Raw genomic sequence first — 14,711 nt, 5'->3', positions numbered from 1 at the left:
CCCCCCTCTCCCCATCCCCCCTCTCTCCTCAAGTCCCAGGCTTGGCTGCAACTATGACTTCTTTGACTTTCCCAGGGTCTCCCATTGGCTTGGCTTGCTCTTTATTGACACTGACGAACACACCCCCAGCGTTGCCGGCTCGAACTGTCAGTTGATCTTGAGCTTTCCAAGTGCGTTGAGTTCCTTGTGGCAATTCCCCTTCAAATTGAGTTTTGCCATCAGCGACTACGCGAATCCAAGATTTCTCCTTTAAGGTGACACCAATCTGGACTGCCTGTCCGTTACTGCTGATATTGCTAACAGGTTGAAGTTCTGGCTGTGTTTGCTTGGGTTTAATTTCTGCTTTTTCGGTGCTTTGGCTATTTTTGGCTTCGATAGCGGCATTATTCAATAATTTAGATAAACCGCTAACAGAACAGACAATCACAGCGATGTAAAGCACATAAAGATGAAAAGGACGGAGCAGTTGACCGAAGGGTGTAGGTTTCCAACCAGGTGTAAGGTTAACGCGATTTGAGCCGACGGGGAAACTCTTAGCAAATTCCGCTCCATCCAATCCCAGTGCATCAGCAAATTGCCTAATTAAACCGCGAAGATAAATTGGTTCTGGCAAATCATCTAAATTACCTTCTTCGATCGCTTGCAACAATCGGCGGGAAATCATGGTTAATACGACCATTTCATCCAAGGATAAACCTTGTTCAGTCCGTTTTGCCCAAAGTTGACCACCCAAGGAAGCCAATTTTTCGGCTCTTAATTCCTCTACAGAAACTATTGGTTGATCGTCGTCTTTGCTTTTTTGCAATTTCATCATTGTTTGATGCTCCTAAACCCAGCTGAATCATTAATAGGTATGTGCTTAATTTGCTCTTGCAAAAAGCGAATCTCATCATCTTTTAGGGAACGATATGAACCTTCAGCTAAAGAAGGTTCTCCGGGGTTTTCTAATTGAATTGGACCTATGGCTGTGCGGTGCAGCTTAATCACTGGGTATCCCAGCAGTTGGGCTACACGGCGAATCTGACGATTTTTTCCCTCCTTTAAAATAATTTCTAGGCAGCTTTCATCTGCCAAACTTTCTCTTAGACGCACTTGCGCCGATCGCGTTTTTTTACCCTCCAGCATCACACCCTGACGCCATTTTTGTAACACTGATTCTGGAGGATGACCTTTTACCAAAACACGATAAGTCTTAGGAATACTGTACCTCGGATGAGTTAAACCAAATGTCAAGTTTCCATCATTTGTAAGTATTAATGCCCCTGTAGAGTATGCATCTAAACGACCAACTGGATGAATGCCTTGATTTTCTCTTAATTCTTTCGGTAGTAGATGCAGAACTGTTGGTCGTCCTTGGGGATCTTCGCAGGTGGAAACTATGCCAGCCGGTTTGTGTAGTAACAGATAAATTAAAGCTGGACGCAGAAGACTACTTATCGGTTTACCATCTACTGTGATGGTATCTATGAGGGGGTCAGCTTTTTGACCTAAGTGCGCTAAAGTGCCATTGATCCGCACCCGCGATCGCACAATCATTTCTTCGGCTTCGCGTCTTGAGGCTATACCCCATTGAGATAAAATCTTTTGTAGCCTTTCCTCCATGTTGAAATTACTTATTATTTTTTGAAAGTTTAAAGTATATATAATAATTGCACTTTCTTGGTGATAGCCACAAATGTTACAGTTGAATTCTGTTTGAGCGCTGAATTGGTTGTCATATGGATACTTATCAAAAAGTTGATTAGATGCATAAAGAAAATTCATCCCCCAAAAATCCCCAGAAGATAGGCATCATCACAAATGTACTAAAAACAGCACTCTCGCTGTGGTTACGCTCGCAAGTCAGCCAAATATCGCAACTGGAAGTGGAAATTCAAGCAAGCGATCGTCAACTTCTTTCTGGTCGCATTTCTGGAGTATCTATTTTTGCTAATCATGCGATTTATCAAGGTCTCCATCTCACACAAATTTTACTCAAGGCAGAAAATATCAGGATAAACATCGGCGCAGTACTCAAGGGACAACCACTACGACTGTTGGAAACAGTACCAGTAGTTGGCGAGTTAATTCTGAAGGAGGAGGATCTAAAAGCGTCTCTCTCATCGGAATTATTATCGACTGCTTTAAATGACCTCCTGCTAAAACTATTACCAGAACACAGCCCAAATTCCAAGCCAACTGCGTGGCAAAAAATTTCTCTTGCAAATCAGAATTTGGTAGTTTCCGGAATTCATACAGACGTAACCAATCCCACCACGATTGAGATGAGTCTAAGCCTCGAATTACTCAGCCCTCATGAATTGCAACTGTCACAAATCCAAATAAAACAGGGCACAGCAATGCTTACAGAGGGGAATCAAGGACACTATCTGGATCTAGGTTCAGATGTGGATATCCAAGAATTAACGCTGATTCCAGGTAAACTAGTTTGTCGCGGAGGGATTAAGGTTAATCCCTAATGATTAAGAATTAAAAACTTCAAATAATTATTGTTGATTTTTTCTTATCGGCATTAGGCATTGGGCAGGGTGAAAAAAGAATTATTTTGCTCCCTGCACTCTCTGCGCTCCCTGCTCCCCCAAGGGCAAAATTGCCCATTGCCCTAACCCCTAGTTTCTAGCAATGGCAATACGAGTGTGACGAAGTAGTAAACTAAAGGAGCGGTAAAAATATAACTATCAGTACGATCTAAAATGCCGCCGTGACCGGGGATTAATTGCCCAGAATCTTTTACCCCAGCATCACGTTTAAGCATGGATTCTGTAAGGTCGCCCAAAAGACTAGCGATCCCAATGAGTAAACCCAGCGCTATACCAGTCAAAGGAGGTTTTGACCAGTTAAGAAAATAAGCTCCGATAACGGCTACCAGAACGCTAGCGCTAATGCCAAATACTGCTCCTTCAACGGTTTTTTTCGGGCTGATATCAGATAGGGGAGTTTTACCGAAGAATTTGCCAAAAGTGTAAGCTCCGATGTCAGCTGACCAAATACAGAGGAAGGTCAGCGCTGTTGCTGTTAAACCTTGTGGTAGAAAAGAAAAATTTCCTTTCTGAACAATATCTAGCCAATCTGGGGCTAAGTAGCCACCTAAAGGTAAATTGTTGATACCTTCACTATCAATTGCGCGTAACCTTACCCAGTAGCTGGGCAAATAACCTGTGTAAAATAAGCCCATAATCGAAGCGGAAATATCCGCGATGGTTGCCATCTTCGGCTGAAACAATAAGTAAAAACAAATAAATGTGCCAGCCAATGGTGTGACAGCATCAGCTAAAGAGCCATTAAGAGTACAAATCACTAACAAAGCTTGGCTGGCAACAAGAGTAGTTTTAGCGGCAGGAGCGATCCCTTTGCTTCGCACTAACTCAAAATATTCCTGTTGACCCAAAAAGATAATCAAAGCAAACATAATAGTAAAGTACCAGCCCCCTAAAAGGGTTGCACTTAAAGCAACGGCGATCGCCACAATTCCACTAATAATTCGAGACCAAGGCATAGATATAAGTGTGAAGTAAAAAGGATGAAGTTTGAAGTTTGGTTGTTATTTATCCTTTATCCTTCTCCTTTGGAGACGCTGCTAGGACAGCCTTCATCCTTCAGATTTAGTCTAGTTTCTCACCACTGAGGATAAAAATTGGATCGACGGCTGCAAAGGTTTGCGAATAGCCACGTGTTTCTAAGCGATTTATTGCCGATTGGACAACTTCAACATTCCGAGCTTGCAGTTGAGAAAAGCTTTGAGAAATAGCATACAAAGTTTCTAGACTAGCAGCTGTGGCGACAACTCGACCGGATGATGGTAAATAATGCCAGACTGCTGGCAAAATTTCTTGGATGGAACGTCCGGATTCAATGCAGACGCGATCGGGTTTCTGTTTCAAATTGTCTAAACACTCTGGGGCACTACCTTCAATGACTTCAACATTCTTGACTGAAAAGCGATCGCAATTGCGTCGAATCAAGTTGGCTACTTCTTCATCTCGTTCTACAGCGATAATCTGACCCTCAGGACACAACAGCCCCACTTCTACCGGAATTGTACCTGTTCCCGCGCCAATATCCCACAACACTGAATTGGGTAAAAGCCGCAGTTGAGCTATCAACAACAGACGAATTTCGCGCTGTGAAAGAGGAATTCCGGGTAAGCTTTCAAATAACTCATCGGGGATACCAGGAGTAATGTAGGGCCAAAGTTGGGAGGGCATAGTAGGATTCTACAATTAAATTAAAAGGGAAGGGGGCAATCCGGCTTTCTTAGGCAGGGGGAAGGGGGCAGTCTGGCTTGAGGCAGAGAATAAGATTTGCCCTTAACCCTTGCCCTTTGCCCTTTACCCTTTACCCTTGTTTTTTGTGATGAATGGTCAAATATTAGGCGATCGCTTGGCTTCACGCTATCAAATTCAGCAACAGTTAGGAAAAAAGGCAGGACGGCGATCGCTTTTAGCCCGTAACTTGGAAACTGAGGAATTAGTTGTAATCAAGTTACTTTCTTTTAACAGTGATTTTGAATGGGACGATCTCAAGCTGTTTGAACGCGAAGCTGAAACGTTAAAATCCTTGTCTCATCCCTGTATTCCGCGCTATTTAGACTATTTTGAGGTAAATTCATCTTATATTAAAGGATTTGCTTTAGTCCAGTCTTATATCCCGGCACAAACTTTAGAGCAATATTTAAAAGCAGGACGTAGTTTTACGGAAGCGGAAGTAAAAGAAATTGCTTCATTGCTTTTATCCATTCTGATTTACTTGCACTCTTTGCATCCAAGAGTAATTCACCGCGATATTAAGCCTAGCAATATTTTATTGGGCGATCGCATTCTTAATAGTCCAGCTAAAGTGTACCTTGTAGATTTTGGCTCGGTGCAAACTGTTGCCAAAGAAAGCGGAACTCGAACTGTGGTGGGAACATACGGTTACATGCCACCCGAACAATTTGGCGATCGCGCAACCTGCGCCTCTGACCTTTATAGTTTAGGTGCAACGTTAATTTACTTGGTCACGGGTTTGCACCCAGCAGATTTACCCCTTCATGATTTTCGCATTTCATTTGAGCATATCGCTAATCTCAGTCCCGCTTTTACTGATTGGTTGCGGTGGATGACTGAACCGAGTTTAGAAAAGCGTTTGAGTTCTGCTGTTGAAGCACTTGCAGCTTTGGATGATTCACAACCAAGAATCAGTAGTTTAGTTATAACTAAACCAAGTGGTAGTAAAATTCAACTTACCAAGGATAGAGATTCGCTCTTAATTTTGATTCCTCCGGCTGGCTTTCAGTCATCGATGGTGTTCACGGGTTTGTTTGCGATCGCTTGGAATTCGTTTATCTTTTTTTGGACAACTGCCGCTCTTGCCGCTCCAATTCCAGTCAATGTTATCTTTGGCTTATTCTCTCTTCCTTTTTGGGGTGCTGGCTTTCATCTGGCATATGCGCTACTGTTTCCTTTATTCAAAAGTACGGGATTGCACTTGACAAAGCAGCAAATTGCCTTCACTACAAAGATATTTGGATTGAACTTTTATCAACGTCCATCCCTAACACAAGATATTACTAAGTTGGTTTACACTTCCACCCACTTTACCAAAGACTTGGAAGGAAACCGCTTTCAAGTGCCAGCGCAATTAGATATTTGGGCAGGAGTCCAGAAGTATGAAATAGGTATTAATAATGGTATTGTCAAATCTGAAGTTGAACTTGAATGGCTAGCACATGAATTAAGCGATTGGTTAGATATACCGATTACGCAAGATTCAGAGTGGAAGCAAAATGGCAATAAATAAGCGATTTATTTAAGAGCAATATGAGTGAATCCCCACCCTCAACCGCTAGGTAGGGTGGGGAGGATGTCAACTAACTAAACTTTTGCTTCTAAAGACTTGAGCAATTCGGTATTGACACCTGACTCACGAATTAAAGAAATTTTGCCTGTTCTGGCTATTTCCTTTAAACCAAATTTTTGTAACACTTGGACGATCGCTACCATTTTACCTGGATCGCCCACAACTTCCAAAGTTAGGGAATCTTCCGCTACATCTACGACTCGCGAGCGAAAAATCTGAGATAATTCGATAATTTCTCCACGGTTGCTGCTATTAGCGTTTACCTTCAGCAGCATCAATTCTCGCTCTACACAAGGAGTCTCGGTAATGTCTTGCACTTTCAGGACATTGACTAACTTGTATAGTTGCTTGGTGAGTTGCTCGATTACGCGATCGTCACCTGGTACAACCATTGTAATCCGCGAGACTCCTCCCTGCTCCGCAGGACCAACGGCAAGGCTTTCAATATTAAAACCGCGACGGGCAAATAAACTAGAAATTCGGGAAAGAACTCCCGCTTCATCTTCTACAAGAACAGAAAGAGTGTGTTTCATCTTCGCGGCTGTTTTGGCTAGGGCGACATTTTTTCAACGCAGACATCATTTTCTATCTACGTTATACGTAACTACTAAATTTTTAGTCTAAACTAATAGCATGTATTTTTTACAGTTCTTTTTTGGAAGTTGTGCGGAAATCATACCGCAAACTAGATTATTCTCTTTTCATAGATAGATGTCGATTTTATCTGACAGCTTTTATACTCAACTGATGATGAATTTTTCATAGGAGAAAAGCGTTTATGAGTTGGTTAAAAAGACTTTTTGGCATGGAAAAACCCCAAAATGCACAAGTAAATCCTGAACCACAGTCAGTACCACAAGCTGTTACTACTGCTGCTCCTGCTGCTACGAAATCAATTCCCCCAGAGCGGGTAGGGTTGAATGGAGAGTACGATCAGAGTGGTTTGGCAAAGCGCGTTGCTTTAGCCTTCGATCAAGATGACCAACTCGATGACGTTGATACACTCTGGGTTGCTCAAACTAGCGGAACTGTAGTCTTAAAAGGCAAAGTTCCCAGCCAAGATATTTTAAACAAGATGGTTTCTGTCGCGCAATCGGTTAGTGGCGCTACTGGTGTTGATACTGCTCAAGTGACAATTGGTTGAGAACTCGTAGTGAGGACTTTAGTCCTCTGCTTTAAGAGCACTAAAGCGCTCACCCTTCTCTTCGAGACGCTGCGCGAACGGGTTCTGAAGTCGCTCATGGGGGAAACCCCCATCACCCTTGGCGTCTCCCTTTGGGAGAAGACCGCGCTGGCTCACTACATGTCTCAATCCAATCTAAAATAGCAAGGTTGACTCGTTCTGGACATTCGTCATGGGGACAATGACCTACATCTTCTAGGTTTAGCAGTTGCAATTTATCGTTGTACTGAGTAAATCGATTCGCAAGTACTGGAGGAACAAATCGGTCTTTTTGTCCCCAAATTAACAGCATGGGAATTGTTAAGGTTGGTAACACTTTCTTGACATTAGGACTAAAGTTCACACCGATTGCTGCTTTAAATAAAGCACTAAAAGCACGGGCAGAACCCCGGTCTTGAGGTGGACCTGCTAAAATTTCGATTAATTCATCGGTGATCGCTTCTGGATTCGCATAAGCAATACTTGCCCAACGACGCAAAATACCAGGCTGCCGGATAAAGTGAAATATCGGTTTGAGGATTAAGGGGGAAGCGACAAGGTTTTTGATTGCCATGACTACCGGTCTGAGGAAAGCCGGGATCGCTTCTTGCTCTAATGACGGGTCGGGTAAACTCATCATCACGATTCCCTGCACCATTTCCGGATGAGCGGCAGCGATCGCTAAGGAAATCAGCGAACCATTGGAATTACCGATTAATACCACTGGTTGACGGATAAATGCTTGCCAAAAGTCGTAAACTTGCTCTGCCCATAGTTCGACGCTATAATTCACAGGGGCTTTTTCGGAAGCGCCAAAACCCAGCAGATCTAAAGCATATACTGTATGGCGCGAGCCTAATACTTCTAAATTGTGTCGCCAATGACCAATTGATGCGCCAAATCCATGCAGCAAAATTAAAGGTGTGTCTGAGTGATTATTTTCCCTAGGGCGAATATACGTGTAGCGGATTTGCCTACCCCGCCAAATCCAGTCTCTTTGATTACCAACTTTTTGCTGCCAGTGTACCTGAGCGGTCACACTTACCTCCAATTTATCAGTTTATTTTTATTTTCAGGCGATCGCAACTTGTTAATGCTTTTCAATCAATTGTTACTCTTGTCTAGCGACAAAAGCCTATCTAGATATATATAGATAAATTTATTAGACTTAATTGATGATAAGTACAATTTCATCTTTTTGAGTATAAATATACGTTTTTTGATAAGTATGTTTGAGATGTTACAATAGTTAAAGTTTATAACTGTTGTGTAATTTAGATTAACTATTGGGCAGAAATTCTCTCACAGTGAGTAGAATGACATATACAACAATCAATAAACCACTTTATGGATTAGCTACCATAGAACTATACCTTACTTTTTGAGTCAGAGTCCTCAGGAAGCAGCATCGTTTGATTGCTCCTGAGGCGTATTATTCAACACCAAGTCCAATTCTTTACAACCAAACAGCCCCCAAAAATCATACATGACGCCTGTGATTGAGAAAAAAAGAACTCGCGATCTGCCCCAAATTAACGAACGAATTCGCTTCCCGAAAATTCGAGTCATTGATACTGATGGCGCCCAACTAGGAATTATCACTCCTCAGGAAGCACTGCAACTAGCAGAAGAAAAAGAGCTTGATCTGGTGCTACTCAGTGACAAGGCTGACCCGCCGGTTTGTCGAATTATGGACTATGGCAAATACAAATTTGAGCAGGAGAAGAAAGCGCGGGAAGCCCGGAAAAAGCAGCACACCGCTGACGTCAAAGAAGTGAAGATGCGCTACAAAATAGAAGAACATGACTACAATGTGCGTGTTAAGCAAGCAGAGCGCTTTTTGAAAGATGGTGATAAAGTCAAAGCCACTGTGATGTTCCGAGGTCGGGAAATTCAACACAGCGACCTAGCAGAAACTTTGCTCAAACGAATGGCAACCGACTTAGAGCCATTTGGTGAAGTCCAGCAAATGCCCAAAAAAGAAGGGCGAAATATGATGATGCTCATATCGCCTAAGAAATAACGATCCGATTGTTTTAGAGAAGACAACTTCTCTAAAACATAAATAAAATCGACTCATATCATGACAGGTTTATTATTTAAAATGTAGAGACGTTCGGTCCGGAACGTCTCTACGACGGTAGATAGGTTTTTATTGGTGTTAATTAAACGGACATGATGTCATAAGTCGTTTAAATAAATTAACAAACGATAGTCTTGAGCGCTGAGTGGGAAAGATAATACTCAGTTGCTCAGGACTTTTGCCATTTTTGGGGACTGTCTTGAGAGGGGGACAGAGGGGGAGAGGGGGACTCTTAGACAATGAGAATAATTTTTTCTCCCCATCCCCCACTGTCCGCATCCCCCACTGTCCCCAATCAGCGGTGACTAAACTAGAAAATACAACTTGCATGGAACTAAAAAATTTCTCTTTGGTTGCGAAAAACAAAGGTGTTCTCAACCGATTGCTGAAGTGGGTGAATCTCCGACCGGAGGAGAGCGATCGCACATTGTTAATGTTTGCTTTTTATACAATCACATCTATAGGATTACGCTGGTCTGAGGACAGTACAGTTGCGCTTTTTTTAGATCAATACGGCGCAAAGTCACTGCCTTGGATTTATATTGCTAGTGCAGCGCTTGGTTCTGTACTGGTTTTTTTTTATTCTTGGCTGCAAAAGATTTTTCCCTTGCGCTTGGTAATTGTGGCGATCGCACCTTTTATGTTCGTGCCACTAATTTTACTACCTTTTGGTTTGCAAGTTTCACCTTTTCAAGTCATTAGCATATTTCTACTGCGCTTGTGGGTAGATGCTTTTTACATTGTCAATGACCTCAATACCTCAATCGCTGCCAATCAATTATTCAATATTCGCGAAATTAAGCGCACCTACCCACTAATCAGCAGTGGTATTTTAGTCGCTGATGTCCTCAGCGGTTTTAGTTTACCTTTACTCCTGCTATTTGTCGGACTGCATAACGTCATCGTTCCCTTCGCTGCTAGCTTCATCGTTTTGGGAACTCTAATTCTCTGGTACCTCACTCACAACTACCGTCAAGCTTTTCCCAATACTCCCCAACGACTGATTTCCACAACACCACGTTCCACAAAAAGTCGTCTTACAGGTTCTGTGAAGCGCTATGCATTACTGTTGTTTGCGTTTTTTGCGTTGCTGCAAGTCATGGGGATTTTAATCGATTTTCAGTATCTCACTCAACTCAAGTTAAATTATAACGACAAACAAATCGCCAGCTTTCTAGGGATATTTGGTGGAATTACCGGACTGTGCGAGTTAACTATGCAGTGGTTTATCTCCAGTCGATTGCTTGAGCGTTCTGGGGTGTTTGTTGCCGTTGCCACATTACCAGCAAGCGTCATAGTTTTGATCCCAATAGTTATCCCGATACTCGGTTTATTTGTGGTGATACAAGGGCAAAACTTTTTCTGGGGTTTAGTGATTATCAAGTTTCTAGACGAACTGCTGCGCTATACCTTTGTCGCTAGTAGCGGACCATTGCTGTTTCAACCAATACCCGCGAAAATTCGCTCTCGTGTGCAAACATTTTCCAGTGGAGTTGCCGAAGCGTTTGGTGCTGGAACGGCAGGTGTAGTGATTTTAGTCACTTTATGGCTGTGTACGCGGTTTTTGCCTATCAACGGACACGACTTAATATTATTGCTCTTAACAGCGATCGCTGGGATGATTTGTCTCGGTGTAATTTGGTTACTGCAAAAAGGCTACGTTGAACTGTTAGTTTCAAGTGCAGAACAAGGTCAAATCAGTGCTTCAAATATAGATTTGCCATTATTCAAGCAGGTGGTAGTTAAAACTTTATCAGAAAAAAGCACAGAAGCAGATAAACGCTCTTGCATTGAACTTTTATCTCAATTTGACCTTCAAGGTGCCGCAGAAGTTTTAGCATCCATGTTAGTTAAGCTATCCCCAGATTTACAGAAGTGCAGTTTAGAAGTGATGCAAGCAGCAGGTGCAAATGCAGCTTATTTACCAGAAGTCCGCACTTTAGCACAGCAAGAAAATCTTACCCCAGAAGTTTTTGCTTTGAGCTTACGCTACATTTGGCTAGCTGAACAACATCCAGATTTAGGTAAATTAGAAGAGTATCTGCACCCGCAAGAAAATTCACTTATCCGGGGTACTGCTGCTGCTTTGCTGTTACGTCAAGGAACACCAATGCAAAAAGTAGCAGCAATGCATACTCTGCGAAAAATGCTGACTCACAAACTTGAACTTGAACGGATGAATGGAGTCAAAGTATTAAGAGAAGCTGTTTATTTACAAGCGTTGCGGATTCACATTCCCAATTTATTGCAAGATGACTCTTTACGGGTGCGTCATGCTGTATTAGAAATGATTGTGGCAAATCAATTAGAGGAATATTATTCAGCGTTATTAACAGGGCTTTGTTATAAATCAACTCGCACTACAGCAATGCTTGCTTTAGTGCAATTAGAAAATGAAGCTTTACCGATGTTGTTGAGCCTTGCTACTAATATTTATAAACCGGATGTAGTGCGAATGTACGCGTGGCGCACTATTGGTCAAATTCCCACTTTAGAAGCAATGGATATTTTATGGCAGCAATTGGAAATATTTCGGGGTAAAAGTAGAGATTGTATCCTTCGTACTTTACTGAAAAGGCAGCAGAAAGAAGAAATTATCAGTTTAGTAGATGGGTTATATCAAAATAAAGTGGAAACGCTAATTGAGCAGGAGTTAAGTTTTTTAGGTGAAATTTACGCTGCTTATATCGATTTTAAAACTCAAGGTGAAATTTCCGCTGCTTATATCAACTTTAAGCGACAAAATACTCTAGAAAAAACCCAAATGAATCAAAAGTTAATTACTATATTATCGTTGGTGGAACGCGCACTTTTAGAATTAGAAATTGATGTGAAAGAGCGCTTGATGATGTTGCTGAAACTAATTTATTCTCAGGATAATATACAGGCTGCGGCGTTTAATCTTCGGTCTGAATCAGCGCTAAACTTAGCACGGGGGTTAGAAATTTTAGAGCATACAGTTAATTTGCCGAGTAAATCTGTGTTGGTGAATATTTTTGACAGGCGATCGCAAGAAGAAAAACTACAGCATTTGGTGTCTAAGGGAATGGCTGAATATCAAGAAATGGGATTAAGCGATCGCACTCGCAGATTGATCAGTCTGGGAAATTTACTTTCTGATTGGTGTTTGGCTTGCTGTTTTCATTTTGCCCAAGTTGCTTATATTCCATTGACAATTCCCGAAATTATCGCAACTTTGCGTCATCCTACCGGATTTGTGCGAGAAGCAGCGATCGCGTATTTAAGTGTAGTTTCACCCCGCGTTCTTCTAGAACTTTTACCCCAGTTGAAAAACGATCCACACCCTCTTGTAGTCGCTCAAGTTAAAAAGTTGATGGTTGATGGCAGTCCTATTTGATTTGTGAAAAAAGGCTTTTGAGAAACGAACCGCAGAGACACAGAGAGCACGGAGGAAGAGGAACGAGAGAGTTTCACGCTCTTTTGATTTGTGAAAAAAGGCTTTTGAGAAACGAACCGCAGAGACACAGAGAGCACGGAGGAAGAGGAACGAGAGAGTTTCACGCTCTTATTTAGGATTGCTATAACCACTATGAACCAACCACTATCAACTATCCACTAACATTTATGCTAACTAGCGTTGACCGTTTATTATTTGTCCGTCAAGTGCCGATTTTTGAGAAACTGCGGGATGATTTTATAGTTCGGCTGGCTTCGGTGATGGATGAACTGTCATTTCCAGGTAATCATAGCATTTTTAGACAGGGAGAAGAAGGGCGATCGCTTTACATTGTTGTTTCGGGTAAAGTTAAAGTTCATATCGGTGATAAACTTCTGGCTGAAGTCAATAAGGGAAAATACTTTGGGGAAATGGCAGTATTTGATACCGAACCTCGTTCTGCCTCCGCAACTACTTTAGAACCTTGTGAATGTTTAGAACTAACCCAAGAGCAGCTATACGACGCGATAGAAGAAACTCCAGAAATAGCTGTAAATATTATTCGTCAACTATCTTCTCGCATTCGAGAACTTAATCAGAAAATCAATGCGATCTCCTTAAAAAATTAGCATTCTATAGAACTTTTTTTGAAGATAAATTTAGGCGATCGCATCTCAAGAGCGATCGCCTAAATTTATCAATTCATCCGCTAAAATCCAATCCCGTTGGTGTTAAGGATTTTCGGTACTGATTTTAGACCTGTAGAGACGCGAAATACGAAGTCTCTACGCTCGTATTTTCGGCTTAACTGAACGTATTGCCCTAAAATCTCAGTCTTCCCTGTGTGATCAATTGAAACCCACCGGCTAAAGCAGCAAAGGCAATAAAAAAGTTCCATAGGCTAGTTGGTTTTAAAATAATGCCACCACTTAAAAAGACTAAGACAGCACCGACACCAAGTAAAATCCACCCCATATTGCCAGTTTCTCTGGAGAAAAATAACAAACTGATAATGCCACCCATAATTGCGATAACTGAAGCTCCAGCAGGAATATCTCGCCATAAATAGGGAGAGTAATGAGTGGTAAAGATAATGTTCTGTCCCAAAAAGTAAATGCCAAGAACGAGTAGTGCAATTCCTAAAAGTTTGCTCATTTTTTTATTTCAGGTATTTATAATTCAATTCAGTTGGTGTTAAGGAATTGGTGGTAACAAATGGTATGTCTGTAGAGACGTAGCAATGCTACGTCTCTTAACTGAACGGTATTGATTTCTAATTATCAAAAATTACCCCAACTTTAATTGATGAACTACAGAGGGGTTGTTACATTTCCAATTTGGAAACGAGTTATTAACAAATTGATAATATTACCCTATATGATGGCACTACAATCCATCGTCTGTCCATTGTTTGTTTAAGCTTGTATTTTGTTAGATTATGAGAGGTAAATTACTTCCAATTGTAAAGACGTTCCGGACCGAACGTCTCTACTACCATTGCGATGTTTTTATTACTGTTAATTACACGCACATAATATTATGTGAAATACAAACTTTTTCAGCAATTACACTTTCTTGTTCACCTTTTATTAGGTTATATTCCATAGAGAAAACAATTTTTGAGAAACCGCTGCGGAATCTCTGGACACGCTCCCCAATGCATATGAATATAAGAAGCGTAAAGATTCATCGGGAAATTCCATCCTTCATCACCTGTTGCTTCCTCAGAATCACAGCGATAAGTTTGAAACAATGGTAAATTCGGTTCTGGTATTAAGCGGGAACGATGAAACTCATGTCCGTAAATGGTTCCACCTGCATCCACTAAGAGATTATCTTGCAAAGCAACTGCACGACGATATCCCAAAGTTAAACGTCCACCCATCACAGAAGTTGTCGGCAAAACTCCCACCATTGACCAAGATTTCCCTTCAAAATCAACAATTTCCTCACACAAATACATCAATCCCCCACACTCTGCGATTGTAGGTATTCCGGCAATAATTGCACATTTTACTGCTGCACGAGCGCTAGTATTTTCCGCAAGTTGCTGGGCAAAAACTTCTGGAAAACCACCACCAAAATACATACCTTGTATATTTTGGGGTAACTCAGTATCGAACAGAGGACTCCAGAAAATTAGTTCTGCACCCAATTGTTGCAGCAAGTCGAGATTATCTTGATAGTAAAAATTAAAAGCGCGATCGCGTGCAACAGCGAGTCGAAGAGGA

Annotated in this window: 13 protein-coding genes and 1 pseudogene; 6 read left to right on the top strand and 8 right to left on the bottom strand. The window is 41.6% G+C overall.

The genetic code is table 11. The features are described from left to right. Nucleotides 1-28: 28 nt before the first annotated feature. Both OGM63_RS26600 and OGM63_RS26595 read right to left on the bottom strand, forming a co-directional pair. Complete coding sequence (locus OGM63_RS26600) at nucleotides 29-814, bottom strand: helix-turn-helix domain-containing protein (protein WP_263748722.1); 786 nt, start codon at nucleotides 812-814, stop codon at nucleotides 29-31. Further along, entirely contained in the window at nucleotides 811-1,602 is a 792-nt protein-coding gene (locus OGM63_RS26595) for a pseudouridine synthase (RefSeq protein ID WP_263748723.1), read from the bottom strand. The genes OGM63_RS26600 and OGM63_RS26595 overlap by 4 nt, the downstream gene beginning before the upstream one ends. A gap of 143 nt (nucleotides 1,603-1,745) precedes the next feature. Between OGM63_RS26595 and OGM63_RS26590 the strand changes: the two genes are divergently transcribed. Continuing rightward, nucleotides 1,746-2,459, top strand: coding sequence for an LmeA family phospholipid-binding protein (locus OGM63_RS26590; protein ID WP_263748721.1), 714 nt, complete (start codon nucleotides 1,746-1,748; stop codon nucleotides 2,457-2,459). A gap of 143 nt (nucleotides 2,460-2,602) precedes the next feature. Here OGM63_RS26590 and OGM63_RS26585 read toward each other — a convergent pair whose 3' ends face one another. After that, nucleotides 2,603-3,496, bottom strand: coding sequence for a phosphatidate cytidylyltransferase (locus OGM63_RS26585; RefSeq protein WP_263748720.1), 894 nt, complete (start codon nucleotides 3,494-3,496; stop codon nucleotides 2,603-2,605). 106 nt (nucleotides 3,497-3,602) lie between these two features. After that, nucleotides 3,603-4,205, bottom strand: coding sequence for a precorrin-6Y C5,15-methyltransferase subunit CbiT (gene cbiT / locus OGM63_RS26580; RefSeq protein WP_263748719.1), 603 nt, complete (start codon nucleotides 4,203-4,205; stop codon nucleotides 3,603-3,605). A 148-nt stretch (nucleotides 4,206-4,353) separates the two neighbouring features. Here cbiT and OGM63_RS26575 point away from each other — a divergent pair, with 148 nt between their 5' ends. Beyond that, complete coding sequence (locus tag OGM63_RS26575; protein ID WP_263748718.1) at nucleotides 4,354-5,778, top strand: serine/threonine protein kinase; 1,425 nt, start codon at nucleotides 4,354-4,356, stop codon at nucleotides 5,776-5,778. 74 nt (nucleotides 5,779-5,852) lie between these two features. On the opposite strand, the gene ilvN is transcribed toward OGM63_RS26575, so the two are convergent. Beyond that, a complete protein-coding gene (ilvN, locus tag OGM63_RS26570; RefSeq protein WP_263748717.1) occupies nucleotides 5,853-6,371 on the bottom strand; it encodes an acetolactate synthase small subunit in 519 nt (172 codons plus the stop codon). A gap of 245 nt (nucleotides 6,372-6,616) precedes the next feature. On the opposite strand from ilvN, the gene OGM63_RS26565 reads away from it, so the two are divergent. Next, a complete protein-coding gene (locus OGM63_RS26565) occupies nucleotides 6,617-6,982 on the top strand; it encodes a BON domain-containing protein (protein ID WP_263748716.1) in 366 nt (121 codons plus the stop codon). 112 nt (nucleotides 6,983-7,094) lie between these two features. Here OGM63_RS26565 and OGM63_RS26560 read toward each other — a convergent pair whose 3' ends face one another. After that, nucleotides 7,095-8,039, bottom strand: a complete 945-nt coding sequence (locus OGM63_RS26560; RefSeq protein WP_263748715.1) for an alpha/beta fold hydrolase — start codon at nucleotides 8,037-8,039, stop codon at nucleotides 7,095-7,097. Between the two features lie 447 nt (nucleotides 8,040-8,486). Here OGM63_RS26560 and infC point away from each other — a divergent pair, with 447 nt between their 5' ends. The 3 genes from infC (at nucleotide 8,487) to OGM63_RS26545 (ending at nucleotide 13,109) form a co-directional block, all read left to right on the top strand. Beyond that, nucleotides 8,487-9,023 (top strand): translation initiation factor IF-3, encoded by a 537-nt coding sequence (gene infC, locus OGM63_RS26555; RefSeq protein WP_038296281.1) that lies wholly within the window; start codon nucleotides 8,487-8,489, stop codon nucleotides 9,021-9,023. 388 nt (nucleotides 9,024-9,411) lie between these two features. Beyond that, entirely contained in the window at nucleotides 9,412-12,441 is a 3,030-nt protein-coding gene (locus OGM63_RS26550; RefSeq protein WP_263748714.1) for an MFS transporter, read from the top strand. Between the two features lie 227 nt (nucleotides 12,442-12,668). Further along, nucleotides 12,669-13,109, top strand: a complete 441-nt coding sequence (locus OGM63_RS26545; protein WP_263748713.1) for a Crp/Fnr family transcriptional regulator — start codon at nucleotides 12,669-12,671, stop codon at nucleotides 13,107-13,109. 193 nt (nucleotides 13,110-13,302) lie between these two features. On the opposite strand, the gene OGM63_RS26540 is transcribed toward OGM63_RS26545, so the two are convergent. Continuing rightward, nucleotides 13,303-13,635 (bottom strand): hypothetical protein, encoded by a 333-nt coding sequence (locus OGM63_RS26540; RefSeq protein ID WP_263748712.1) that lies wholly within the window; start codon nucleotides 13,633-13,635, stop codon nucleotides 13,303-13,305. A 439-nt stretch (nucleotides 13,636-14,074) separates the two neighbouring features. Beyond that, nucleotides 14,075-14,711: pseudogene (locus OGM63_RS26535) on the bottom strand (cobyrinate a,c-diamide synthase); the annotation flags it as partial.

This window comes from Plectonema radiosum NIES-515, from assembly GCF_025753815.1.
Lineage (GTDB): Bacteria > Cyanobacteriota > Cyanobacteriia > Cyanobacteriales > Nostocaceae > Hassallia > Hassallia radiosum_A.
Note: the sequence above shows the minus strand (reverse complement) of the source record. Positions and strands in the feature narration are given on the sequence as shown.

Coding starts and splice junctions, on each gene's coding strand:
- OGM63_RS26600 (WP_263748722.1), bottom strand. CDS start 814: ATGATGAAATTGCAAAAAAGCAAAGACGACGATCAACCAATAGTTTCT.
- OGM63_RS26595 (WP_263748723.1), bottom strand. CDS start 1,602: ATGGAGGAAAGGCTACAAAAGATTTTATCTCAATGGGGTATAGCCTCA.
- OGM63_RS26590 (WP_263748721.1), top strand. CDS start 1,746: ATGCATAAAGAAAATTCATCCCCCAAAAATCCCCAGAAGATAGGCATC.
- OGM63_RS26585 (WP_263748720.1), bottom strand. CDS start 3,496: ATGCCTTGGTCTCGAATTATTAGTGGAATTGTGGCGATCGCCGTTGCT.
- cbiT (WP_263748719.1), bottom strand. CDS start 4,205: ATGCCCTCCCAACTTTGGCCCTACATTACTCCTGGTATCCCCGATGAG.
- OGM63_RS26575 (WP_263748718.1), top strand. CDS start 4,354: ATGAATGGTCAAATATTAGGCGATCGCTTGGCTTCACGCTATCAAATT.
- ilvN (WP_263748717.1), bottom strand. CDS start 6,371: ATGAAACACACTCTTTCTGTTCTTGTAGAAGATGAAGCGGGAGTTCTT.
- OGM63_RS26565 (WP_263748716.1), top strand. CDS start 6,617: ATGAGTTGGTTAAAAAGACTTTTTGGCATGGAAAAACCCCAAAATGCA.
- infC (WP_038296281.1), top strand. CDS start 8,487: ATGACGCCTGTGATTGAGAAAAAAAGAACTCGCGATCTGCCCCAAATT.
- OGM63_RS26550 (WP_263748714.1), top strand. CDS start 9,412: ATGGAACTAAAAAATTTCTCTTTGGTTGCGAAAAACAAAGGTGTTCTC.
- OGM63_RS26545 (WP_263748713.1), top strand. CDS start 12,669: ATGCTAACTAGCGTTGACCGTTTATTATTTGTCCGTCAAGTGCCGATT.
- OGM63_RS26540 (WP_263748712.1), bottom strand. CDS start 13,635: ATGAGCAAACTTTTAGGAATTGCACTACTCGTTCTTGGCATTTACTTT.